Annotated in this window: 22 protein-coding genes and 1 tRNA gene; 13 read left to right on the plus strand and 10 right to left on the minus strand. The window is 64.7% G+C overall.

Annotation, left to right across the window (positions count from 1 at the left end):
* Nucleotides 1–44: 44 nt before the first annotated feature.
* Complete coding sequence (gene trxA, locus C8K14_RS15575; RefSeq protein WP_107717374.1) at nucleotides 45–365, plus strand: thioredoxin; 321 nt, start codon at nucleotides 45–47, stop codon at nucleotides 363–365.
* Between the two features lie 129 nt (nucleotides 366–494).
* Here the strand turns inward: trxA and C8K14_RS15580 are convergent, their stop codons facing one another.
* From C8K14_RS15580 to argJ, 3 genes are read right to left on the minus strand one after another with little or no spacing between them, the layout of a single operon-like run.
* Nucleotides 495–1304 carry an inositol monophosphatase family protein gene (locus tag C8K14_RS15580; RefSeq protein ID WP_107717377.1) on the minus strand — a complete coding sequence of 270 codons (810 nt, stop codon included), beginning with the start codon at nucleotides 1302–1304 and terminating at the stop codon, nucleotides 495–497.
* On the minus strand, nucleotides 1301–1906 hold the full coding sequence (locus C8K14_RS15585; protein ID WP_107717378.1) for a glutathione S-transferase family protein: 606 nt from the start codon (nucleotides 1904–1906) through the stop codon (nucleotides 1301–1303). Before C8K14_RS15585 ends, C8K14_RS15580 begins: the two co-directional genes overlap by 4 nt.
* 6 nt (nucleotides 1907–1912) lie before the next feature.
* Nucleotides 1913–3139, minus strand: a complete 1227-nt coding sequence (gene argJ / locus C8K14_RS15590; protein ID WP_107717380.1) for a bifunctional glutamate N-acetyltransferase/amino-acid acetyltransferase ArgJ — start codon at nucleotides 3137–3139, stop codon at nucleotides 1913–1915.
* Nucleotides 3140–3281: 142 nt separating this feature from the next.
* Here argJ and C8K14_RS15595 point away from each other — a divergent pair, with 142 nt between their 5' ends.
* The 5 genes from C8K14_RS15595 (at nucleotide 3282) to C8K14_RS15615 (ending at nucleotide 8119) form a co-directional block, all read left to right on the plus strand.
* Entirely contained in the window at nucleotides 3282–3920 is a 639-nt protein-coding gene (locus C8K14_RS15595; RefSeq protein WP_158271925.1) for an energy transducer TonB, read from the plus strand.
* An 80-nt stretch (nucleotides 3921–4000) separates the two neighbouring features.
* Complete coding sequence (locus tag C8K14_RS15600; RefSeq protein ID WP_158271926.1) at nucleotides 4001–4618, plus strand: energy transducer TonB; 618 nt, start codon at nucleotides 4001–4003, stop codon at nucleotides 4616–4618.
* 83 nt (nucleotides 4619–4701) lie between these two features.
* Nucleotides 4702–4968: a hypothetical protein gene (locus tag C8K14_RS15605; RefSeq protein ID WP_022674885.1), complete on the plus strand. Its 267-nt coding sequence runs from the start codon at nucleotides 4702–4704 to the stop codon at nucleotides 4966–4968.
* 129 nt (nucleotides 4969–5097) lie between these two features.
* On the plus strand, nucleotides 5098–7833 hold the full coding sequence (gene secA / locus C8K14_RS15610) for a preprotein translocase subunit SecA (RefSeq protein ID WP_107717384.1): 2736 nt from the start codon (nucleotides 5098–5100) through the stop codon (nucleotides 7831–7833).
* A gap of 85 nt (nucleotides 7834–7918) precedes the next feature.
* Nucleotides 7919–8119 carry a hypothetical protein gene (locus tag C8K14_RS15615; protein WP_107717386.1) on the plus strand — a complete coding sequence of 67 codons (201 nt, stop codon included), beginning with the start codon at nucleotides 7919–7921 and terminating at the stop codon, nucleotides 8117–8119.
* Between the two features lie 185 nt (nucleotides 8120–8304).
* On the opposite strand, the gene C8K14_RS15620 is transcribed toward C8K14_RS15615, so the two are convergent.
* Nucleotides 8305–10347, minus strand: a complete 2043-nt coding sequence (locus C8K14_RS15620) for a M13 family metallopeptidase (RefSeq protein WP_233251105.1) — start codon at nucleotides 10345–10347, stop codon at nucleotides 8305–8307.
* 145 nt (nucleotides 10348–10492) lie between these two features.
* Complete coding sequence (locus tag C8K14_RS15625) at nucleotides 10493–10900, minus strand: low affinity iron permease family protein (protein ID WP_107717391.1); 408 nt, start codon at nucleotides 10898–10900, stop codon at nucleotides 10493–10495.
* A gap of 520 nt (nucleotides 10901–11420) precedes the next feature.
* Between C8K14_RS15625 and C8K14_RS15630 the strand changes: the two genes are divergently transcribed.
* From C8K14_RS15630 to C8K14_RS15660, 7 genes are all read left to right on the plus strand, one after another.
* A complete protein-coding gene (locus C8K14_RS15630) occupies nucleotides 11421–13844 on the plus strand; it encodes a TonB-dependent receptor (protein WP_158271927.1) in 2424 nt (807 codons plus the stop codon).
* A gap of 2 nt (nucleotides 13845–13846) precedes the next feature.
* Nucleotides 13847–15235, plus strand: coding sequence for an LLM class flavin-dependent oxidoreductase (locus C8K14_RS15635; protein WP_233251106.1), 1389 nt, complete (start codon nucleotides 13847–13849; stop codon nucleotides 15233–15235).
* On the plus strand, nucleotides 15232–16674 hold the full coding sequence (locus C8K14_RS15640; RefSeq protein WP_107717394.1) for an MFS transporter: 1443 nt from the start codon (nucleotides 15232–15234) through the stop codon (nucleotides 16672–16674). Before C8K14_RS15635 ends, C8K14_RS15640 begins: the two co-directional genes overlap by 4 nt.
* 405 nt (nucleotides 16675–17079) lie before the next feature.
* A complete protein-coding gene (locus C8K14_RS15645) occupies nucleotides 17080–18045 on the plus strand; it encodes a TauD/TfdA family dioxygenase (RefSeq protein ID WP_107717396.1) in 966 nt (321 codons plus the stop codon).
* 81 nt (nucleotides 18046–18126) lie between these two features.
* Nucleotides 18127–18798 (plus strand): glutathione binding-like protein, encoded by a 672-nt coding sequence (locus C8K14_RS15650; protein ID WP_107717398.1) that lies wholly within the window; start codon nucleotides 18127–18129, stop codon nucleotides 18796–18798.
* Entirely contained in the window at nucleotides 18795–19646 is an 852-nt protein-coding gene (locus C8K14_RS15655; RefSeq protein ID WP_107717400.1) for a TauD/TfdA family dioxygenase, read from the plus strand. Before C8K14_RS15650 ends, C8K14_RS15655 begins: the two co-directional genes overlap by 4 nt.
* Nucleotides 19647–19787: 141 nt before the next feature.
* Nucleotides 19788–19864, plus strand: a tRNA-Pro gene (locus tag C8K14_RS15660).
* Between the two features lie 96 nt (nucleotides 19865–19960).
* Here the strand turns inward: C8K14_RS15660 and C8K14_RS15665 are convergent.
* The 5 genes from C8K14_RS15665 to C8K14_RS22675 form a co-directional block, all read right to left on the minus strand.
* A complete protein-coding gene (locus C8K14_RS15665) occupies nucleotides 19961–21247 on the minus strand; it encodes a hypothetical protein (RefSeq protein WP_233251107.1) in 1287 nt (428 codons plus the stop codon).
* A 148-nt stretch (nucleotides 21248–21395) separates the two neighbouring features.
* A complete protein-coding gene (locus C8K14_RS15670; RefSeq protein ID WP_107717402.1) occupies nucleotides 21396–22253 on the minus strand; it encodes a DNA adenine methylase in 858 nt (285 codons plus the stop codon).
* Nucleotides 22250–22480: a hypothetical protein gene (locus C8K14_RS15675; RefSeq protein WP_107717404.1), complete on the minus strand. Its 231-nt coding sequence runs from the start codon at nucleotides 22478–22480 to the stop codon at nucleotides 22250–22252. The genes C8K14_RS15670 and C8K14_RS15675 overlap by 4 nt, the downstream gene beginning before the upstream one ends.
* Nucleotides 22477–23229, minus strand: coding sequence for a DNA methyltransferase (locus C8K14_RS15680; protein WP_233251108.1), 753 nt, complete (start codon nucleotides 23227–23229; stop codon nucleotides 22477–22479). Before C8K14_RS15680 ends, C8K14_RS15675 begins: the two co-directional genes overlap by 4 nt.
* Nucleotides 23226–23483, minus strand: a 258-nt coding sequence (locus tag C8K14_RS22675) for a hypothetical protein (protein WP_158271928.1), incomplete at its 5' end; no start/stop codon positions are given. The genes C8K14_RS15680 and C8K14_RS22675, both read right to left, overlap by 4 nt.

A 23483-nucleotide genomic window follows, 5' to 3' on the forward strand; every position in this document is an offset into this window, starting at 1 on the left:
GCAAATCCTAGATACCATCCCAACTGATCAACGGAGTTTCGTTCATGTCGACCAAAGCCGTCACCGACGCCAGCTTTTCCGCCGAAGTCCTTCAGTCCGATAAGCCCGTGCTGGTGGATTTCTGGGCCGACTGGTGCGGCCCGTGCAAGATGATCGCCCCGGCGCTGGAAGAAATCGCCGAAGAACTGGCTGACAAGGTGACCATCGCCAAGGTGGACATCATGGAAAACACCACCATCGCCAGCGATTTCGGCGTGCAGTCGATCCCGCTGCTGATCCTGTTCAAGGATGGCAAGCCGGTGGCGCAAAAGCTGGGCGCCGCGCCCAAGAGCCAGCTCAAGGGTTGGCTGGAAAGCGTTCTGTAAGCTTACAGGGCAACCCCTCCGTCAGGCCTGCGGCCTGCCACCTCCCCACGGTGTGGGGAGGATCTTCTTTATCCTCCCTGCCGAAGGCGGGGAGGGGGAGCACCCGCAGTGCGGGTGGTGGAGGGGCAATTACAAACCCGCCAGCCGTTCCGCCATGGCATCGAACAGCGCGGGTGTGCTGGCGGCAATCAGGCCCTTTTCGCCCAATTGATCCACGCGATAGGGCCGCCCATCGGGCCGCGCGGCCTTGCCGCCGGCCTCGTTGACGAACAAGACCCCGGCGGCATGGTCCCAGGCCAGGGTGCGCTCGAAAATCGAGACATCGTTCACCCCCAGCACCAGGCGCGGGTATTGCTCCGCCGCGCAACGCGGAATGTCCACCACGCTGTAGTGCGGCAGGATATGCTGGCGCATCGCCTCGCGCTGCCCCGCGTCCATGAACACTGTGGAAATGGCGGCGACCGGCGGCACCTGGCTGGTGGGTGTGGCGCGCACCGCGCGGCCATTCACAAAAGCCCCCCGGCCCAGTTGCGCGGTGCACAGTCGCCCGGATGGCACATCGTGAATCCACCCCGCCACGCACTGCCCATGCTCGGCCAGCGCGATCAGCACGCCAAACGGCGGTTTGCCGGCTGCGAAATTGTTGGTGCCATCGAGCGGATCGATGATCCAGCACAGTCCGTCGCCCAGCCGTTCCATCAGCGCGGGATCGGCATGGGCGGCTTCCTCGCCCACGATAGTGGCCTGTGGCAGGATCACGGCGAGCCCCTCGCTCAGCAGCCGTTCCGCGTGGGTATCGGCCACAGTGACCACGTCGTTGACGGCCTTGTTGATCACGTCAGCCTCTGAAAGCTGGCGATAGCGCGGGGCGATGGCTTCCTGCGCGACGCGGGCGATCAGCGCGCTGACGGCGGCGTCGATCTCGGGCGTCCAGCTCATGAGAACGGCACCGCGGCAATGGCCTGGAAGCCGGGGCGGGTGCGCAGCCGTTCCATCCACATCTCCACATGGGGCAGGGCCGGCCGTTCAATCGGCAGGCTGAACCAGGTGTGGGCATAGGTGCCCATGGGGATATCGGCCACGCCAAAGCTGTCGCCCGACAGGAACGGCTGGCGCGCCAACTGCGCATCGACCATCGCCATCAGCGCGGCGCAGGCGGCGGCAGACTTGGCCACCACCGGATCGCTGCCATCCTTGCCGCCGCGCACGCAGCCCAGGAACGCATCGCGCTGCGCATCGGCATAGAGGAACTGCCAGTCCATCCACTGGTCGCCCTGCGCGCGGACTGCCGGATCGGCCGGCCACAGCTGCGGCGCATGGGCGGCAAACAGATAGCGCAGGATGGCGTTCGATTCCCACACCGCCACGCCGCCGTCCTCGATCATGGGCACCAGGCGGTTGGGATTCTTCGCCAGGTATTCAGGCGTATAGCCAAAGCTGCCGCCCATGTCGCGCCGCTCGAAATCCAGGCCGCATTCGTGCGCGCCCCAGACCACCTTCTTGACGTTGTGGGAATTGATCCGCCCCCAGATGATCAGCATGGCAGCTCAGCTCCGGTAATCGGCGTTGATCGAGATATAGCCGTGCGTCAGGTCGCAGGTCCACACTGTGGCGCGGCCCTGGCCGAGGCCGAGGTCCACCTCGATCGAGATTTCGCGGCCCTTGAGGTGGGCGGCAACCGGCGCTTCATCATACCCGGCGAGCGGCTGCCCGTCCTTGGCCGCCCAGGTACCGCCAAAGCCGATCGACAGGCGGTCACGGTCGGCCGGTTCGCCGGCCTTGCCCACGGCCATCACCACGCGGCCCCAGTTGGCGTCTTCCCCGGCAATGGCGGTTTTTACCAGCGGCGAATTGGCAATCGCCAGCCCAACACGGCGCGCGCTTTCGTCGGAAACAGCGCCGGAAACGGCCACGGCGATGAACTTCTGCGCGCCTTCGCCATCCTTGACCACCAGGTGCGCCAGTTCGCGGCACACCTGCTCCAGCGCGGCGGCAAAGGCTTCCCCGCCGATGTCGTCCCGGCTGGTCATCGGGGCATTGCCTGCCTTGCCGGTGGCAAAGGCCATGACCGTGTCGCTGGTGGAGGTGTCGCTATCGACCGTGATGCACGAAAAAGTGCGCTGGTTGGCGGCCGACAGGCATTCCTGCAGGAAGGTGGGCGAAACCGCGGCGTCGGTAAAGATATAGCCCAGCATCGTCGCCATGTCGGGCGCGATCATGCCCGAGCCCTTGATGATGGCCGACAGCGTCACCGTGGTATCGCCCACGATCGCGGTGGCCGTGGCGCCCTTGGCAAAGGTGTCGGTCGTGCCGATCGTGTTGGCCGCCTCTTCCCAGGTGCAGGGCGGAGCCAGCAGTGCGGCCTTGATCCCGGCGCGGGCCTTGTCCTTGGGCAGGGGCACGCCGATCACCCCGGTCGAGGAAACGAACACTGCCTCGCGCGCGCAGCCCAGGTGCGCGGCGACCTGGTCCATGATCGCCTCTACCGCCTCACGCCCGCGATAGCCGGTAAAGGCGTTGGAATTGCCGGCATTGACCACCAATGCGCGCGCCGCCCCTTGGGCCGCGTTCTGCCGCCCCAGTTCCACTTCGGAAGAACAGCACACATTGCGGGTGAACACCCCGGCCACGGCCGTGCCTTCGTCCAGCTCCACATAAGTGAGGTCACAGCGTCCCCAATCCTTGTACCCGGCACGGGCCACGCGCGGGGTCACGCCGGCAATCGCGGGCAGGGCGGGGAAGGGCGAGGCGAGCGGGGAAATGGCGTCTGACATGGCCGCGTTCCCTAGCGATTCGATTTCCCGCCGTCCATGGCTGAGCCGGCCGCAGCACGCCGCTGGGCAGACAATTGACGCAAGAATGCGGCACCGGCATCACTTTGCCGTGAAACGGGGAAACAGACACATGCAGCATGCGATGCGCCACGCGTTCTTGATCGGCTTGGGAGTAATGCTCTGCGCGCCGGCTGCGGCGATGGCGCGCCCGCGATCGCGCCCGCCGGTCGAAACACCGGCCAAGCCCAATGGCGACGCCGGGCAATGGGTTTTGCCTGACGATTATCCTCCTGCGGCGCTGCGCAACAACGATACCGGCACGACCGGCTTCCGCCTGACTTATGACGAGACGGGCAAGGTGACCGATTGCGAGGTGACGTCAAGCAGCGGCTATGCCGATCTCGACGCCACCACGTGCCGGGTGTTGCTGCTGCGGGCCAGCTTCATACCCGGCACCCGCAATGGCAAGCCGGTGGCGAGCGCCTATACCAGTTCGGTGCGGTGGAGCATTCCCGACACCGACGACGATGATACCGACACGCCGCGCACCCTGCCGACCGCGTACAAGGGCCAACTGGTCTATACCATTGCCGCCGATGGCACGGTGGCGCGGTGCGAGGCGGTGGAAAACGATGGCACGCGGCACGAGGTGGCAGCTGGCTCCGGCCTGGTCGCCTGTCCGGCTGGCAAGACATTCCCCATTCCGCGCGATGCCAGCGGCAAGCCGGTGGCGCGGCGCGTGACCACCACGTTTTCCGTTGCGGTCGACGATGTGCCATGAACCGCGCCATCCCGGTTGACGCGCCCGTGTTCGCGCATCATCACGGTGGCTACAACGCATCAGGGACAGGGAACGGGGCAATGGCGCGGAAACTGACGGCGACGAGCTTGGCCATCGGGTTGCTGATCGGGATGCCGGCGCTGGCGCAAGACTCGACCCCGGGACGGCCTGTCACCAATCCCGGGACGTGGATCTCGGCGGCGGATTATCCGGCCAGCGCACTGCGCAATGCCGAACAGGGCGCAGTCCACTTTGCCCTGACATATGACGACACTGGCATGCCGACGACTTGCGAAGTGACGGCAAGCAGCGGTTCGTCGCAGCTGGATGATACCACGTGCCGGATACTGATGGCACGGGCGCGGTTCGTGCCCGGCACCAAGCATGGCAAGCCTGTGGGCGATACCTTTCGCAGTTCCATCAACTGGCGCCTGCCCGGTGGGGGAGGCGGCAACGGCCTCAATGTTGTTCCGGCGCCCACCAAGCAGCAGATGGCGTTCGTGGTTGGTGCCGACGGCAAGGTGTTGCGCTGCGAGGCGTCTGAAAATGGCGGGGCATGGCATGAGGTTGCGCCGGGGACCGGCCTGATTTCCTGCCCCGTGGGCAAGCGGTTTGCCCCGGCAAAGGACACGACCGGCCGAACCGTTGCCAAGCGGGTGACGGTAACCTTTACCATCGCCGTGGACGATGCGTCCTGAGCGTGCGTTCCAGCGCTTGGGTTGAATCAAAATCTGCCGATTGCGCTTTACGCGCGGCGAGCCGTTCCCTATCTCCCATCGCAATGCGCTTTTTGCTTGTCCTGTTTGCCCTGCTCAGCGGCCTGTCGCTGCCCGAGGTGGCCAATGCCACCACGCGCACCGAAGTGGCGGGCGCCGAGCATGCCGGGCTGGCAGTGGCCCCGGTGGCCGCGCATTGCGTGGTCCAGGCGGCGCGGGTGCGCGCTGCGCGCCCGGTTTTCGACGTGGCGCAGCAGGCCGTGCCGGCGATGTTTGCGCCGTTCGCGCTGGCCAGCACCGCCACCTATCGCAGCGACCGCGCGCGCGAATAAGCCGCGCTGCTGCCCCGTTGCGGGCACCAATCCCTGACTTTCGCGTTGCCGGCCCGATGCGCGCCCGAATTTTATCACGGCCCGCGCCCGGCACTTGCCATACCCATTCGCATAACAGGAAACACCGCCATGCTCGGCGCCCTTGCCAAGTCCATTTTCGGTTCGTCCAACGATCGCTACGTCAAGTCGCTCGACAAGCAGGTGAAAAAGATCGCCGCTTTCGAGCCGGAAGTGCAGGCGATGAGCGACGAGCAGCTTGCCGCGCAGACGGTGAAGTTCCGCGCTGCCCTCGAAGCGGGCGCCAGCCTCGATGACCTGCTGCCCGAAGCCTTTGCCACGGTGCGCGAAGCGGCCGTGCGCACCATGGGCATGCGCCACTTTGACGTGCAGATGATCGGCGGCATGGTGCTGCACCGTGGCGAAATCGCCGAAATGCGCACCGGCGAAGGCAAGACCCTGGTGGCGACGCTGGCGGTCTATCTCAATGCGCTGGAAGGCAAGGGTGTTCACGTCGTGACCGTGAACGACTACCTCGCCAAGCGCGACGCCGAGACGATGGGCGTACTCTACAAGTTCCTTGGCCTGACGGTCGGCGTGATCGTGCCCAATCTCAACGAGTATGAGCGGCGCGAGGCCTATGAGGCCGACATCACCTATGCCACCAACAACGAGTTGGGCTTCGACTACCTGCGCGACAACATGAAGCACGAACGCTCGCAGATGGTGCAGCGGCCGTTCAACTATGCGATCGTCGACGAAGTGGACTCGATCCTGATCGACGAGGCGCGCACGCCGCTGATCATTTCCGGCCCCACCGACGACAAGAGCGACCTCTATATCTCGGTCGATGCGGTGGTGAAGCAGATCGACCCGTCGCTCTATGAAGCCGACGAAAAGACCAAGAGCATCACCCTGACCGAAGACGGTGTGGAATGGGTGGAGCGCGCGCTGGAGGCAGATGGCCTGCTGGTTGGCTCCAACCTCTATGACGTCGAAAACACCATGGTGGTGCACCATCTCGACCAGGCGCTGAAGGCCAATGTCATGTTCAAGCGTGACATCGACTACATCGTCAAGGACGACAAGGTCATCATCATCGACGAGTTCACCGGCCGCATGATGGATGGCCGGCGCTGGTCCAATGGCCTGCACCAGGCGGTGGAGGCCAAGGAAGGCGTCAAGATCGAGCCTGAAAACCAGACCATGGCCTCGATCACCTTCCAGAACTACTTCCGCATGTATCCCAAGCTTTCGGGGATGACCGGGACGGCCGCGACCGAGGCGACCGAGTTCTTCGAAATCTACAAGATGAATGTCGTCACCATTCCCACCAACGTGCCGGTGCAGCGCGTGGACGAGGAAGACGAGTTCTACAAGAACACGCTCGACAAGTTTGCCGCGATCGCCAAGCTGATCCGCGAGAAGAACGAGATCGGCCAGCCGGTGCTGGTCGGCACCGTGTCGATCGAAAAGTCGGAACTGCTCAGCGAGTTCCTCAACCGCGAAGGCGTCAAGCACGCGGTGCTCAATGCCCGCTTCCACGAAATGGAGGCGCACATCGTGGCCCAGGCCGGCCGCCTTGGCGCGGTGACCATCGCCACCAACATGGCCGGGCGCGGCACTGACATCAAGCTGGGCGGCAACCTGGAATTCCGCATGGAGGACGAGCTGCGCGACGTGCCCGAAGGGCCGGAGCGCGATGCCGCGATTGCGCGCATGGCCGCCGAAATCGATGCGGAAAAGGCCAAGGTGCTGGAAGCCGGTGGCCTCTGCGTGATCGGCACCGAGCGGCACGAAAGCCGCCGCATCGACAACCAGCTGCGTGGCCGTTCGGGCCGCCAGGGTGACCCGGGCCTGTCGAAGTTCTATCTGTGCCTGGAAGACGATCTGCTGCGCATCTTCGGGCCCGACACGCTGTTTGCCCGCATGATGAATTCCAACCTTGCCGATGGCGAGGCGATCGGGTCGAAGTGGCTGTCCAAGGCGATCGAGACCGCGCAGAAGAAGGTGGAAGCGCGCAACTACGATATCCGCAAGCAGGTTGTCGAATACGACGACGTGATGAACGACCAGCGCAAGGTGATCTACGAGCAGCGCGCCGACATCATGGATGCCGATGCGGTGGACGATGTCGTGGTCGATATGCGCCACGACACGATCAACGCCATGGTTGGTGATGCCTGCCCGCCGGGCTCTTATCCCGAACAGTGGAATATCGCCGGCCTCAAGGAACGCGTGGCCGACGTACTGGGCATGACGCCGCCGCTCGATGACTGGCTGGAAGAAGACGCGGTGGAAGCCGAGTTGATCAGCGAGCGCCTGATCGCGCTGGCCGATGCGCACATGGCGGCCAAGCTCGACACGGTGGACCGTGCATCGTGGGGCAACCTGGAAAAGTCGATCCTGCTCGAACGCCTCGACCACCACTGGAAGGAACACCTGGCCACGCTCGACGCGCTGCGCCAGGTGGTGTTCCTGCGTGCCTATGCGCAGAAGACGCCGATCAATGAATACAAGCAGGAAGCCTTTGGCCTGTTCGAAAAGATGCTCGACGCGATCCGCGAGGACGTGACGCGCATCCTGATGATCAGCGAAATCCGCATGCAGCCGATGGAAGACTTCCAGCTGCCCGAACTGCCCGATTTCCTGACCAGCCACATCGATCCGTTCACCGGCGAAAACGATGCCGTGCCGCAGGTGCCTGGCGCTGCTGCCATGCTAGGCGCGCTCGGTGGCGGCCAGGCGACGGGCGCTGCCATAGCGGCGGGCGAAGATCCCTATGCCGGCCAGGGCATCAGCCGCAACGCGCCATGCCCGTGCGGTTCGGGCCAGAAGTACAAGCACTGCCACGGCCTGGCGGCCTGAGCCTGCTGCTGATCGCAACTTTTCAACCCCGGCTGGCGCAGGCTGGCCGGGGTTTTCCATTCCAAAAAATCCGAAGGAACCGATTGTGGACAAGACCATCAAGCTGACGCTGAGCGAAGATGAAGGCGAAATGATCATCGACGCGCTGGAAGTCGACCTCGAAGGTTACCTCGAATCCGCCAAGGAAGCGCGCGGCAATAACAACCGTGCCGATGTGGAAACCTTCACTGAAGCGGCCGATCGCATCGCCAAGCTGATCGCCAAGATCCGCGCCAAGCTGGATTGATCGCGCAAAAAAGCCCCCTCTTCTTCAGAGGAGGAGGTTGGGGGTGGTGGAAAACACCCCTGAAATTTGCTGTTGATCAGCGGATTTAGCTGACAATCCGAAAGGTGCAGGCGCGCGTTTGCGCGTGACCTCGCACCACCCCCAAACCCCCTCCTCTGAAGAGGAGGGGGCTTTTTGTTGTCAACTTACCACAGTTTGGCGCGCTTTTCCGGCGGGATATACATGGTGTTGCCCGGCTTTACGCCAAAGGCCTGATACCACGCTTCGATGTTGGGCAACGGCCCGAGGATGCGGAAGCGGGCCGGGCTGTGCGGGTCGGTGGTGACCTGGTTGCGCAGCGAATCCACGCGCTGGTTGGCGCGCCAGGCCTGGGCGAACGAGAGGAAGAAGCGCTGGTCGCCGGTCAGCCCGTCGATCACTGGCGCGGGCTTGCCACCCAGCGACTTGTGGTAGGCATCGAGCGCCACCTGCAGGCCGGCCAGATCGGCGATATTCTCGCCCATCGTCAGCTTGGGATTGATGAAGGCGCCCGGCGCCGCTTCAAAGCGGGCATATTCATCGCCAAACACCTTGGCTTCCGCCTCGAAACGCTCGGCATCCTGGGGCGTCCACCAATCGGAGATGGCGCCCTTGGCGTCGATCTTGCGGCCCTGGTCGTCAAAGCTGTGGCTGATTTCGTGGCCGATGATAGCACCCGTGGCGCCATAGTTGACGGCATCATCGGCGCGCGGATCGAACAGCGGCGGCTGGAGAATGCCGGCGGGGAACACGATCTGCAGCTTGGCGCCGCCGTTGTAGGCGTTCACCGTCTGCGGGTTCATGCCCCACTTCTTGCGGTTCACCGGCTTGCCCAGGTCTTCCATCGCATAGTCGGCATTGAAGCGCGCGGCGCGGGTGACGTTGCCGTAGAGATCGTCAGGCTTGATCACCAACGCCGAATAATTGCGCCACATGTCGGGATAGCCGACCATCACGTCGATCCGCGCCAGCTTGGCAAGCGCAGCGTCCTTGGTCGGCGCGCTCATCCACGGATTGGCGGCAATGCGCTTTTCAAAGGCGGCGCGCAGGTTGGCGACCAGTTCCTGCATCCGCGCCTTGGACGATGGCGGGAAATAGCGCGCGACATAGGCCTGGCCTGCCGCTTCGCCCAACTGGCTGTTGACCAGATCCAGCCCGCGTTTCCACCGCGGCTTGAGCTGGCCCACCCCGGTGAGCGTGCGGGTGAAGGCAAAGCGGCTGTCGACCATCGCCTTGGTCAGATAGGGCGAAGCCTGGTCGGCCACGTGGAACGCCTGCCACAGCTTGAGCGTGTCGAGCGGGGTGTTGGCATAGAGCGCCGCCAGATCGCGGATCGCGGTGTTCTCGCGCACGATCATGCGGCTTTGCGGGGCGATGTGCGCGCCTTCAAAGAAGGCCGTCCAGTCGATCCCGGGCGCATAGGCGGCAAATTCGGCCGATGACATCGGGTTGTTGGTAGCGCTACGATCGCGGCGGCGGGCAATATCCCAGCTGCGCGTGGCGATCTCGGTTTCAAAGGCCATGATCTTTGCGGCCGCTGCTGCCGGATCGGCCACGCCCAGCGTCTGCAGCGTGCGGGTGATATAGGCGACATAGGCCTCGCGCTGCGGCGCGAAAGCGGGCTTGAGGTAATAATCGCGTTCGGGCAGGCCCAAACCGCCCTGGCCCAGCGACAGGACATTAAGGCCTGCATCAGCAGTATCGGGCCCCACGCCATAATCGACCAGGCTGATGCCAAAGTTTCCTTCGGTGCCGCCCATGGCGCGGGCAAAGGCGGTCTTGTCGGCAATCGCCATGACCTTGGCGACATCGGCCCGAAGCGGGGCAAGGCCGCGTTGCTCGACCGCCGCCTCGTTCATGAAGCTGGCATAGAGCGCGCCGACCTGGCTGGTCGCGGGCATGGCGGCGACCAGATCCTTCATCTGCGCCTGCACCCGCTCGTCGATCAGGGCAAGCGTGCCGATGTTGGGCCGGTCTTCGGGAATGGGCGTGCGCGCCTTCCACTTGCCGTTGGCGTAGGTATCGAAATCATCGCCTGGCTTGACCGAAAGATCGCGCCCGGAAAGATCGACACCCCAGCCGCCGATCGGCCCGCTTTGAGCGCCTGAGGCAGTGGGCTTCTGCTTTGCGGAAGATGCCGGAGAGGCCAGGGCCGGCTGCATCGCCACGGCCCATGCCGTCGATGCCAAGACCATCATGCGAAGTTTCACAGTTGCATTCATCCTTGTTGACCCCTCAACGGCGCGCAACCTAGACGAAGGCGGTTTCATCTGAAAGAGTTTGATGCAGGTGATGCCATTGATAAAAAGGGCATGTCTGCGCGTTTTTTATCGCCAATCGGGTCATTTGCGGTTGTCAGCGGCGGCGCAGCAGCACCTCCACGCTTTCTTCGATGCTGGCACGGTCGGTGTCGCAGCCGCTTTCCTGTTCCAGCGCGGTGCGGATATCGGAAATCTTGCTGTCGGACAGATGCTCGATCCCGATGAAATCGCCCCGCGCGCCTTCCAGGGCGCGGATCAGCTCGTCCAGCTTGGCCTGCATCGCCGCAGCATCGCGGTTTTGCGCATTCTGGATGACGAAAACCATCAGGAACGTGACGATGGTGGTGCCGGTGTTGATCACCAGTTGCCACGTGTCTGACCAGGCGAAGATTGGGCCCGACACGGCCCAGACGACGATGATCAGCGTGGCCAGCGCGAAACTCGCCGGTTGCCCTGCCAAGGCCGAAACGCGATTGGCAAATGCGGTGAAAATCCGGTCCATGGCCGCGGTTCTTTCTGGTTTGATTGCTGTTATGTTTCCCAAAACCAGCGGGCGGGCTGCGCGGTTCCCGAAAGGGCAAGGAACCGTTCGGCGGCACCCTGGCTTGGCCCCGCCCAAGAATTGCTTTGCCGCTTACATGCCACGCCATTGCTTGACGGCCAAAAGTCTATCAAATAAATAGAGATCAAGACGCAGCGGCCTGGCCCGATGCTGCGCCGGCCCTCAGCGGCCGCGATGGGCCCGCGGCTTTTGATCGGGAAGCAGCTTGCTCCGCGTTACCAACGGCTAAAGCGCGCGAACGCTGGGGCGACATCGCCAGGCTTCGTGTTCCCCGCTGTTTCAGGGGTGATACGATGCAATGCACACGATAGCGGCATAACGCCTGCGCCCAGCCACCGTGCATACCACGGCTGCGCCTGGGCCTGACCATAATCACATCCAGATGGCGCAAGGCCGCGCGGCGATGCCCCGCACGCGGCAGGCCGCCTTGCGCCTTCCGTCCATGAGGGACCGCTTTTTCATGTCGATTTTCCATGCCACCCGCCCGGCCACTGGCCTGGGCGCCCTGCTGCTCGCCTCCACCGCACTGGCCTTGCCAGGCTTGGCCCAGGCTGCCGAAACTGCGGCGGCGCCGGCCGAACAGGCGCCGGCACCGGTCGCCGACCCAGCCAGTCCGGATGTGCCCGATGCCAATGCCATCACTGTCACGGCCCGCCATCGCGAGGAACGGCTGCAGGACGTGCCGCTGGCCATCTCGGCCATTTCCGGCGCGGAACTGACCTCCAAGCGGATCGAGCGGGTGAGCGAATTTGCCCTGCGCGTGCCCAATTTCGGCGCTTTGCAACAGAACACCCGCGTCTCGGGCCTCTACATTCGCGGCCTGGGCGGCAATGCCAGCAACGATGGCGCCGAAGGCGGCGTTGGCCTGATCGTGGACAACGTGTTCTTCACCCACGTGGGCTTTTCCTGGCTCGATTTCGTCGACCTGGAAAACATCCAGGTGGTGCGCGGGCCGCAGGGCACGCTGCTGGGCAAGAACACCACGATTGGCGCGGTGATCGTGCAGACGGCCAAGCCCAAGTTCGAGCCTTCCTATACGCTGCAAGCCACCTATGGGAATTACGATGCGGTGCAGCTGCGCGCCAATGCCACCGGGCCGATCATTGCCGACAAGCTGGCCTATCGCCTGACCTTTGCCGAAAGCAAGGGCGGCGGCTGGATCACCAATGCCTATAACGGCGTCAAGCTGCTGGGCAACAACCGCTGGTCGGCGCGCGGGCAACTGCTGTTCACACCCAGCGCCACTGTGTCCTCGCGCCTGATCGCCGAACATTACGAATCCAACGAATACAACAATTTCTACCCGCCAGTGGCGGACGTGACGCAGAACCTGAACCTCGATGGCACGGTCAATTCGCCGCGCGCGGGAAGCTGGAGCGCCAAGCTGGCGCGGTTTGGCTATACCCCCAATCTCAACGGCCCCTACAACGCCAACCTCAACAACCAGGATCGCCTGATCGCCAAGACCGATGGTCTTTCCAACGAGATCAACTGGGATCTGGGCGGGGTGAACCTGACCGGCGTTACCGCGTGGCGGCGGCTCTATTTCCGGCCCTACAACGACAGCGACTACACCCCGCTGGATATCTATCGTGCGGGCTATGATGTTGATGTTAATCAGTATTCGCAGGAACTGCGGCTCGCCTCGGCCAAGGGCAGCACGATCGATTGGCAGATCGGCGCGTTTTACCTGCACGAAAAGCTGCGCAGCAACTTGCGCACGATCTTCGGATCAGACGCCTCGACGTTTTTCCTGGGGGCAGGGGTGCCGTCCTCGTTCATCGACGGGCTGGAGTATGACCGCGACGGCCGGCTGACGATCGATAGCCTGGCCGGTTTTGGCCAGGTGACCGCGCACCTCACGTCCACCTTCTCGCTCACCGGCGGCCTGCGCTACACCTGGGAGAAGAAGCAGGTGAACATCGCCGGCTATGCTCTGGGCACCGGCGCGCTCAATCCCGCCGGCGCCACGGCGCGGCAGGCGCTGCTCAACAACCTGGGTGGCACCAGTGGCAGCGCGGCCGGCGCCTATACGCTGGCCAACCAGGTCAGCCGTGGCTCGCTGGCCTGGCTGGTCAACCCGGCCTGGCAGGTGACGCCCAACGTGCTGCTCTATGCCTCGGCCAGCCATGGCGAAAAATCGGGCGCGGCCAATACTTCGGCCACGGCGAGCCAGGCCGCGCTGGTGATCACCCGGCCGGAAAAGTCCACCGATTTCGAGGCCGGGATCAAGACCAGCTGGGCCGGCGGCAAGGCCACCGTCAACCTCAACCTCTACAACAACACGATCACCGATTATCAGGGCACCCGCGTCGATCAGGCCAATGCCTCGTTCGGCACCTATCTCGCCAACGTGGGCAAGGTGCGGCTGCGCGGGTTCGAGTTCGAGGCGACGTGGCGCCCGGTGCCGGCGCTGGGGTTCAACGCGAACCTTGCCTATAACGATGCCAAGTACCTGGACTATGCCGATGCGCCCGCGCCGCTGGAATTCCAGCTGGCCAATGGCGGCGCCGCGCGGCCCCTGTCGCTCACCGGCTATCAGGTGGCCGGTTCCAACAAGTGGACGGTGCAGGGCGGGATCGATCTTGATCAGCCGATCGGTGGGGAATGGAACCTCACCGGCTATGCCAACACCAGCTGGAAAAGCCGGATTGCCTATATCAACCCGCGCTCGGTCTATGGCTGGCAGGCGCCGGTGGCGATCACCAACGTCGGGCTGGGCCTGCGCACGCAGGACAACCGCTGGCAGCTTCAGGCCTGGGCCAAGAACGTGACCAACGAACGCTATGCCGTCTCCTATGGCGCGGCCAGTGCCTCGGCCCCGGTGATCGAGGTCTATGGCAATCCGCGCACGTTCGGCGGCACCATCACGCGGACGTTTTGACCATGAGCCACGATACCGCACATCGCCAGGCCGGCGGCAAACGCCAGATGAAGCTGGGCGCATTCCTGTTCGGGGTGGGGCATCATGCCGCCGCCTGGCGCCATCCCGATGTCGATCCGCGCGCGCCGTTCCGGTTCGAATACTGGCGCGATCTGGCGCAAAAAGCCGAAGCTGCAAAGTTCGATGCCGTGTTCCTGGCCGACAACGTGGCGCTGTTCGGCGCCACGCCCGAGGCGATCAGCTATACCGCACCCGTCTATACCGGCGAACCGCTGACGCTGCTGTCGGCCCTGGCCACCCACACCAGCCATATCGGGCTGATCGCCACGGTCTCCACCACCTATCTCCAGCCCTATCATGTCGCGCGAAAGTTTGCCGCGCTCGACCAGCTGTCAGGCGGGCGGGCCGGGTGGAACCTCGTCACCTCGGGCAGCGATGCCGAGGCGGCGAACTTCGGGCTGGACCATCAACTCGCGCACGCCGCGCGCTATGCCATCGCGGCCGAGCATGTGGCGGTGGTCAAGCAGCTGTGGGACAGCTTTGCTGACGATGCCATCCTGGCCGACAAGGCCAGCGGCCGCTATTATGACCCGGCCCGCCTGCGCCGCGTGGATCATGCTGGCGATCACTTCCGCGTGGCCGGCCCGTTGCAGACCGGGCGACCGCCGCAGGGGCATCCGGTGATCGTCCAGGCCGGATCGTCTGATGATGGCCAGGCACTGGCCGCCGCCACCGCCGAGGTGGTGTTTACCGCGCAGCAAAGCCGCGCTGGCGCCCGCGCCTTTGCCCAGGGACTCAAGGACAAGGCGCAGGCACTGGGCCGTTCGCGTGACAGCCTGCTGGTGATGCCCGGTGTCAGCATCTATGTTGCACCCACGCGGGCAGAGGCAGAGGCCAAGCTGGCGCGCTTGCAGGCCTTTGTCGACGTGGCCGGCGCGCTCGCCTCGATCCGCACGTTCCTCGATTGGGATCTGACCACGGTCGATCTCGACGCGCCGCCGCCGCCGCCGCCGTTCACCCAAGGGTGGCAGAGCCGGCAAAAGCTGTTTTACGACCTGGCGCTGGAGCAGGGCTTGAGCGTGCGCCAGCTCGTCTCGCGCATGTCGGCCGCGCGCGGGCATCTCGTGCTGGTGGGCACGCCGGCCGAAGTGGTCGACGAACTCCAGGCCTGGTTCGAGGATGGCGCGGCCGATGGCTTCAACATCCTGGCGCCGATCTTTCCCGCAGGCCTTGATGACGTGATCGCGTTGGTGCTCCCCGAACTGCGCCGGCGCGGCCTGTTTCGCGAGGAATACGAAGGCGCCACCTTGCGCGAAAACCTTGGCCTGGCGCGGCCCGATGCCGACTTTCCTGCGCCGCTTTCCCCCCAGACGAAGGAGCTTGTTGCATGAGCACGCTTGCCCTCGATGCTGCCCGGCGCGCGCCGCCCACTGCGGCGCCCAAACGGCTTGGCCCGGCGCGGCTGATCGCCTTTTCCAGCCTGGGCATGCCGCTTGCCGCGGTGGAAGTGCCGCTCAGCACCTATGTCCCGCCGCTCTATGCCAGCGCGTTCGGCTTTTCGCTGGGCACGGTGGGGGTGATTTTCCTGCTGGCGCGGCTGTGGGATGCGGTGATCGATCCGGCGATCGGCCTGCTGTCTGACCGCACGCGCAGCCGCTGGGGCCGCCGCCGGCCGTGGATTGCGGTGGGGGCCGCGATCTTTGCGCTGGGTGCGGTGCCGGTGTTCCTGCCGCCCACCTGGTTTGGCCCGCTGGCGCTGTCGGCCGCGCTGTTCGTGCTCTATCTGGGCTATTCGATGATGGCGACGCCGCTGGCGGCGTGGATGGGCGAACTGTCCGGCGCCTATCACGAGCGGACGCGCATCACCACCTATGGCCAGGCGCTGACCTGCGTGGCGCTGCTGCTGGCCCTCGTCCTGCCCAGCCTGCTGGTCACGCGGCTGGCCGGGCAACCCCGGCTGGAACTGGCGGCGATGGGAGCGATGGTCTTTGCCCTGCTGCTGATCACCCTTCCGCTGGGCATTCGTGCGCTGCCCGAACCGCCGCCGCCGGCCGGCGCGCAAGACCCGGTGCGGGTGTGGCACACGCTGCGCCTGGTGTTTGGCGAAGGCATGCTGCTGCGCGTGCTGGCCTCGAACTTTGCCGTGCGGCTGGCGCAGGGCGTGCGCACCGCATTGTTCGTGTTCTTCATCAGCTTTTACATGGGCCATTCCGCCTGGGCGCCGGGGCTGTTCCTGCTGCAATATGTGTTCGGCATCTTTGCCTGCCCGCTATGGCTGGCGATCGGCCGCCGCGTCGGCAAGGAACGCGCTGCCGTTGCCGGGGAATTGACCCAGGTGGCGATCAACCTGGCACTCCTCGCGCTGGCGCCGGGCTCTGTCGTGCTGCTGTTGGCGCTGACCGTGGCGCAGGGGCTGGCGCAGGGATCGGGCAATCTCATGCTGCGCTCGATCGTGGCAGACGTGGCCGATTATCACCGCCTGCGCACCGGTGAGGACCGCATTGGCCTGTTCTTTTCGGTATTCTCGCTGTCTGACAAGGCTGGCGTGGCCCTGGCGATCGGCGTGGCCCTGCCGCTGGCCGCGTGGATCGGGTTTGATCCGCGCGGGACCAATCCGGCCGGCGTGCTCGAACATCTCAAGTGGCTGTTCGCCCTGGGGCCAGCGCTAGGCCACGTGATCTCGGCCGCGGTGATCCATGGCTTTCCCATCGACGAGCGGCGCCATGGCGATATCCGTCGCCAGCTGGCTGCGCGCGATGCAGCGGGGCTGGTGTCCGATGCCAGCCGTGATCGCTGGCTGGCGCAGGCCGATCGCGGCTCGCAGGGATAATTCCGCTTGGGAGTGGCCACGCAAAACTTGGGCGCATCCCCAGCGATCCGGGCTTGCCATGTTATAGTCAAGCGATAGAGTAGAGATAGTTCGAAAGTCTTTTCCCCGGCCAGGAAAGGCGGGCCTTGTGCCCGAACCATCGGCCCGCGGCTTTTGATGGGAAGCAGCTTGCTCCGCGATACCAACGGCTAAAGCGCGCGAACGCTGGGGCGACATCGCCAGGCTTCGTGATCCCTCCATCCGATCGAGGTGATACGATGCACAAGACCCAACGAATGTGTTGACGCGCGGCGCGTGATCCGCGCCGCCGCCAAACCTGACTTTCTCGTTCCATCCCTTCGTTCGCGCGCGCCGGCCCATTGCCGGGCGATGCCTTGCGCGCCCCCCATGTTCAGGAGAATTCCCATGGCCACCATCGTTGCCAGCTATCCCAATGCCAAAGACCCTGCGTCCCCGCTCGATATCCGCCCCGTAACCGGCCGCATCGGCGCTGAAGTTCACGGCCTGGCGCTGTCGGGCGATCTTGACGGCGCCACCGTGCAGGCGATCGAGGCTGCGCTGGTGCGGCACAAGGTGCTGTTTTTCCGGGGGCAACAACACCTCGACAATGCCGAGCACGAGGCGCTGACCGCGCTGTTCGGCGATCCGGTTGCCCACCCCACGGTGCCGGTTGCCGAAGGCTCGCGCTACCTGCTCGAACTCGACAGCAAGGAAGGCTATGCCGCGTCATCGTGGCATACCGACGTCACGTTCCTGGCGGCCTATCCCAAGGCATCGATCCTGCGCGGCATCACCATTCCCGAAGCGGGCGGCGATACGCTGTGGGCCAATGGCGAGACGGCCTATGAAGGCCTGCCCGAACCGCTGCGCCGGCTGGTCAACAATCTGTGGGCGGTGCACAGCAACGATTACGATTACGCCGCCACGCTCGCGGCGGCTGGCACATCGGCCGATGCCAATGACACGGCCAAGGAGCGGACGCTCTATCACAAGTCGGTGTTCGCCTCGACGATCTATGAAACCGAGCATCCGGTGGTGCGCGTCCACCCCGTCAGCGGGCAGCGCAGCCTGCTGCTGGGCCACTTCGTCAAGCGCTTCGTCGGCCTGAGCGAGGCGGATTCGGCGCGGCTGTTCAATATCCTGCAAGACCACATCACCAAGCCGGAAAATACCGTGCGCTGGCGCTGGCAACCGGGCGACGTGGCCTTCTGGGACAACCGCAGCACGCAGCACCGCGCGATCGCCGATTTCGGCCTGCAGCGCCGCACGCTGCGCCGTGCCACCGTGGCGGGTGATGTGCCGGTGGGCATCGATGGCCGCGAAAGCCGTACCACGCGGCAGGAACGCGCCAGCGCCGGCCAGCCGGCCTGACGGCGACCAGGTCATTCTCACCGCGCGGGGAGGGGGGCTGCCCCACTCCCCGTTCGGCCATTCCAAGGACACTCTGGTTCGATGCAATTGCTAGCCTCTCCCGGCGCGACCAGCCTGCCGGCCCATGTCATCATCCGCGAGCTTGATCTGCCCGTGCCCGTCCGGCTGCTGCGGCTGGGGCCGGGGGGAGACGATCTCGCCCCGCTGACCCCGTTCGGCCGCATTCCGGCCCTGGTGCTCGACGATGGCACCGTGATCGGCGAAAACGCTGCGATTCTGCCGTTCCTGGCTGACCAGCGCCCCGGCACCGCGCTGTTCGCGCCGGCCGGCACGGTCGAGCGGGCGCAGATCCAGGCCTGGATCGGCTATATCAACAGTGAGATCCACGGCGCGACGCAGCGGGTGGGCAATCGCCCGCACCTCTATTCCGACGATCCAGCCGCGCACGAGGGCATCCGCCAGGCCGCCCGGCGCCGCCTGCGCGAGGCGTTTCAGCCGATCGAGGATCGCCTGGGCGATGCGGAATGGCTGGTGGGCGACCGTTTCACCATTGCCGACGCCTATCTCGGCGTCTTTGCCAGCTATGTCCCGCATTTCGGCCCGACTTTGGCCGATCTTCACGCGCTTGCGGCGTTCTCCGCGCGTTTCGAGGCGCGGCCGGCGGTTCGCGCCGTACGGGAAGCGGAAGGGCCACTGCCGTTCCGACCTGGGGCCGGCCCGCGATCTGCTCCCGCTCAAGAGGTGCCCGCATGACTCTCGAAATCCGCAAGCACGGTCGCGTCGGTGCCGAAATCCTCGGCGTCGATCTCGCGCGCCCGCTGGCAGAGGCTGACTTTGCGGCGATCCGCGCCGCCTTTGCCGAACATGGCGTGGTGTTCTTTCGCGATCAGCAGATCACCGAAGAGCAGCACATCGCCTTTGCCCGCGCCTGGGGGCCGATCAACATCAACCGCTTTTTCGCGGCCCATCCACGTTATCCCGAAATCGCGCTGGTGGTGAAAGAGCCCGAACAGCAGCACAATATCGGTGGCGGCTGGCACACCGATCATTCCTATGATGCCGAACCGGCGCTGGGCTCGATCCTGGTGGCGCGAGAATTGCCCCCGCACGGCGGGGCCACGGCCTTTGCCTCGATGTATGCGGCGTATGACGCGTTGCCGGCAGCGTTGCGGCAAGAGGTCGATGGCCTGCGCGCGGTGCATTCGGCCCGCCACGTCTTTGGCAGCAAGGCCGCTGCCTATGAAGCCTTGCAGGATACCCGCCGCGATGGCCGCATCGGCAACGCGGACGCCGCCGACGTGCTCGACGATCCGGTGCACCCGGTGGTGATCACCCATCCGCTCAGCGGCAAGCGCGCGCTCTATGTGAACCCAAGCTTCACCGTGCGCGTGCTCGGCCTGTCAGACGCGGCCTCGGCCGATCTGCTTGCCACACTCTATGACCATGCGCGCCGCAGTGAATTCCACGAGGATTTCCGCTGGCAGCCGGGCTCGATCGCGTTCTGGGACAACCGCGCGACCTGGCATTACGCCTATAACGATTACCACGGCCACCGCCGCGAGATGCATCGCATCACCATCGAAGGGGTGCCGCTGGGCTGATGTGTACGTCTAATTCATTGGTTTATATGAATAACATACAAACTGTTGATAAGTTTTTGAAACAGGGCTTGCGCGTGCGGAATCGCCCGCATATAGGGCGGCCCTGCCCAGCGGGGACGGCCTAGCCCGAACCGCTCCGGTCGGGGAGTAGCTCAGCCTGGTAGAGCACTGTCTTCGGGAGGCAGGGGCCGGAGGTTCGAATCCTCTCTCCCCGACCACTTATTTCCTTTGGTTTTCCAAGGGATTGCGTAAGAGCCGGCCTTAGGGTCGGCTTTTTCGTTTTTGGTGACGCTTTGGTGAGCGCTCGTTTTTTGTCAGCCACGACGGCCTCCCAATACCAGTTTCAGGTTCACGGTTGGCACCTTGAAGGCGCCGGGCTCGATCGCCTCAATCTCATCGATGATGGATTCGGTTGCCTCCAGGGCAAGCCCGAGATTGCGCGGATCGAACAGCGCATAGATATCGCTGGTGCTCGCCTTCTGGTGGCCCAGCATGATCTCGCCCTGGCGCCAGCGTTCCTCACCAATGCGAGGCCGCGCCAGTTGCGATACTGATCGGCGGATCAGCTTCTGTCCCGTCTCGCGGTCACGCGGCAGGCCGAGTTCGTCGAGCATCGCTTCCATCGCCTTGCGGATGCTGGCCACGCCGACCCAATAGCCGGGCTCGCGCGCATCGAGCAGACGGGCAAACTTCTCAGGCACGGGCACCGCCGGCCGGAACTTCTTGGTCTGGGCCCGGCCCTTCGGATTGAGGCGCACCACACGCGCGTTCGCCAGCCACTGTTGCCGGGCCGGATCGGTGGATAGATCGTGCGCGGCATCTGGTCGGCACCATGTTGCGACGCTGACCTGCAGGAAGCGCAGCAGCGGGCCGCGCCAGATCCGCGTCCGGTCGGTCTGCTTCTCGCTCCACACCTCTCCCTTCGGCGGCCGGGGATGCAGGCAATAGGTGAACATAGCGGCCAGCTGCGGGATCGTGCACCGGAAGGTCGGCGTCTCGCTGACAGCCGATGCCGGCTTGGCCGCGAAGCCCGCCGGATAGAGCGTGTCCTTGCGGCGATGCGCAGCGTTGATGGCGGCAGCCAGCTGGCGCACGGTCCCCTCTGTGGTACCCAGCGCGCGCTGGCGCGGCGTGCCATCATTGCCCAGATACACCGGCTGCTTGCCCGACCATGTGCGGAACGTGGCAATCAGCGCTTCATCGACCTGATCGCATACCAGTTCGCTGCGCTTGGTCTGGTCGAGGAAGTCGAGGAAGTGCGCGAGGCGAGGGCGGATCGATTTGAAGCTTGCTGTGTCCTGCTTGGTCACGAGGTAATCGGCAATTGCCTGGGTCACCGGCCAGCCAGCCACATTGTCATATGGCCGTCCGCAGCTGGGGCAGATGGTCTGCCCGCGCTCGCGTTCCAGATAGAACCGGTCTAGTTCGTCCTCGGCGGCTGCGATCTCCGACGTGCGCGTGCTGCGGAATCGGTCGTGTCCGGTATCGGCATCATACCAGGTGATGTAGAGGTTCGGCGATCGAAGGTTTCCGTCTCCATCCCTGAGCCAGTCGAGGCGGTATTTGCCGCGGGAATAGAGTGCATCGTCCTTTTCTGGCATTGGTCTCTCATCATCTTGGCAGCTGCGGCGGAGAGCAGTTCTCCGATGCCGATTGCATTCAGCAGGTCATGTTCTTCGGCGGATAGGCGGATGCCGCGGCCCAATTCGTATTGGCGCGTCCACCTGCGGGAAAGCTGGTGCAGGTTCGTCATGAGGTCACCATTTCGAATAGGGGCCCGGCCGCCATGCGCTGGCAGGCCGCTGGGTTGAGCCAGAGGCATTCGGTGCGGGGGCTGTTTCGGTGTGCACGAGCGTCGATGGTGACGCATCGCCAGCCTGCGAGCATTTCGACGTAGAGATCGGCCGGGTAGCCCGACAGGGCGATCATGGCGTCGCTTGCTCGGCAGGTATCGAGCAATTCGACGTGATCTGCTTCGGTCATCTCGAACGCATAGGTGTGATACCGTTCGCCAGGCTTGCGGCTCTTGGTCGAGCGTGTCTCCGGGAGATACGGCGGGTCGAGGTAGAACAGCGTATCCGAGCCGGCATAACGTTCCAGCAATTCCAGCGCCGGCCGCTGCTCGATATTCACTCCTCGCATGCGCTCAATCACGGCCTGCAGGGCATCGGGCAGATCTGCCCACTCGCCGGCAACGTTGGTTGAACCGCTGGACCCATCTGTGCGGAAGCCGGTCGGCCTATCCATCCGCGCGCCGCCGGTGCCATGAGCCAGGTGCGATCGAACTACCGCACGCCGGGCCCGCTCAACTTCATCGTCAGACGGCTGAAACGCGGCCACATACTCGGCGCGCGCATAGGGGGTGAGCCGCAAAGCGGCCAGCAGCTCGGATGCCCGATTTCCGCGAAGAACCGAAAATAGGTTCACCAGTTCGCCATCGAGGTCGTTGTAGATCTCGTTGTATGAGCGCTCTTTCTGGAGCAGCACCGAGCCGGCCCCGCCGAATGGTTCGACATAGATCCTGTGCTCTGGAAAATGGCCGATGATCCATGGCGCCAGGCGGAACTTGCCGCCAAGCCAGCGCAGGACGGGGCGCGAGGGCTTCATGCTGCCTCCATCGGCGCCGGGCCGCCCAGATATTCGAGTTCCCAGGTCGGGTGGTAGATGTTGGCGAAGCTGTCGCCGTCCATGCGAATGCGCAGATGTGCGCCGCTTGCCCCGGTGATGGTGCCTTCCCGCACCCAGCCTTTCGGTCCCTTATCGCCCGTGTAGCGCACGCGCTGGCCCACCTTCGCGGGCACTTTGTAGGTGTCGCGGATGTATTCGAGGCTCATGCTGCCTCCTGCTGGATGCTCTGCCAGGTTGCCGTGATGCGATCGACGGCGGTGTGGAAGTGGACGGGGTTCTTCTCGATGCCGACGAACTGCTTGCCGGCGCGCAGCGCGGCCACGCCGGTGGAGCCTGTGCCCATGAACGGGTCGCAGATGCGCTCGCCGGCCACGTTGGCCAGGATCTTGGCCATCAGCGGGTCAGGCTTCACGGTCGGATGATTGAAGGCCGCCGTCCGCATTGCGCCGGTCTTGGTCCAGCGGTGCTTATCGTGGTGTTCTCCCTGCGGGTGAAAGCCTGGGTTCCACGCGTGGATGTACGGCTCCATGTCGGCCAGATAGTGCTTGTTGGCCATCGGAGAGGGGTTGGGCTTGATCCAGACGCAAAGCGCGGCGCGGCGGAAGCGCGTGCGCAGATGAGCGAACATGTCCGCCACGATCAGTGCATCATGCTCATCGCGATCATCCTCGACGATTTCAGGTATCAAGTCGCCCAGCTGGTCCTGGTGGCAGAACACCACAACGGCGCCGCTCCACTCTGCGTTGATGATCGAGCGGTCGAAACCACAATCGAGCCCTTCCTCCACAATCCGATTGGCGCCCTCGCGCGTCTTGCGAAAGTTGCCGCCTCCCGAATTGTTGAACGCATAGGGCGGGTCCATCACGTCGGCATCCATGAAGCCGAGCGTTGGCCTGATCTGGTAGGCGTCGCCCAGGTAGAGCGTGGCCGGGCCGATGCGAACGATCGTCGTCACAGCAACCCCTCCCGCCGCAATTCCTCGGCCATCGGCGCCGGCACGCCACCCTGCATCACAGCTTCCGGCTGGCACAGCAGCCGCACCGCAGCGTCCCACCGGCGCCAGAGGCAACGCGTTGCCGCCTCGACCTTGGCCTGGTTGCCTTTGCGCTCGGCTAGCGTGCGCGCCCGGCGGTAGAGCGCCATCTTGCGCCGCCAGGACAGCGGCACCATGCGCCAGTGCTTGCCGCAGAGCAGTTCAGTGCCGGGCTG

The sequence above is a fragment of the Novosphingobium sp. GV079 genome (assembly GCF_003058045.1).
Lineage (GTDB): Bacteria > Pseudomonadota > Alphaproteobacteria > Sphingomonadales > Sphingomonadaceae > Novosphingobium > Novosphingobium capsulatum.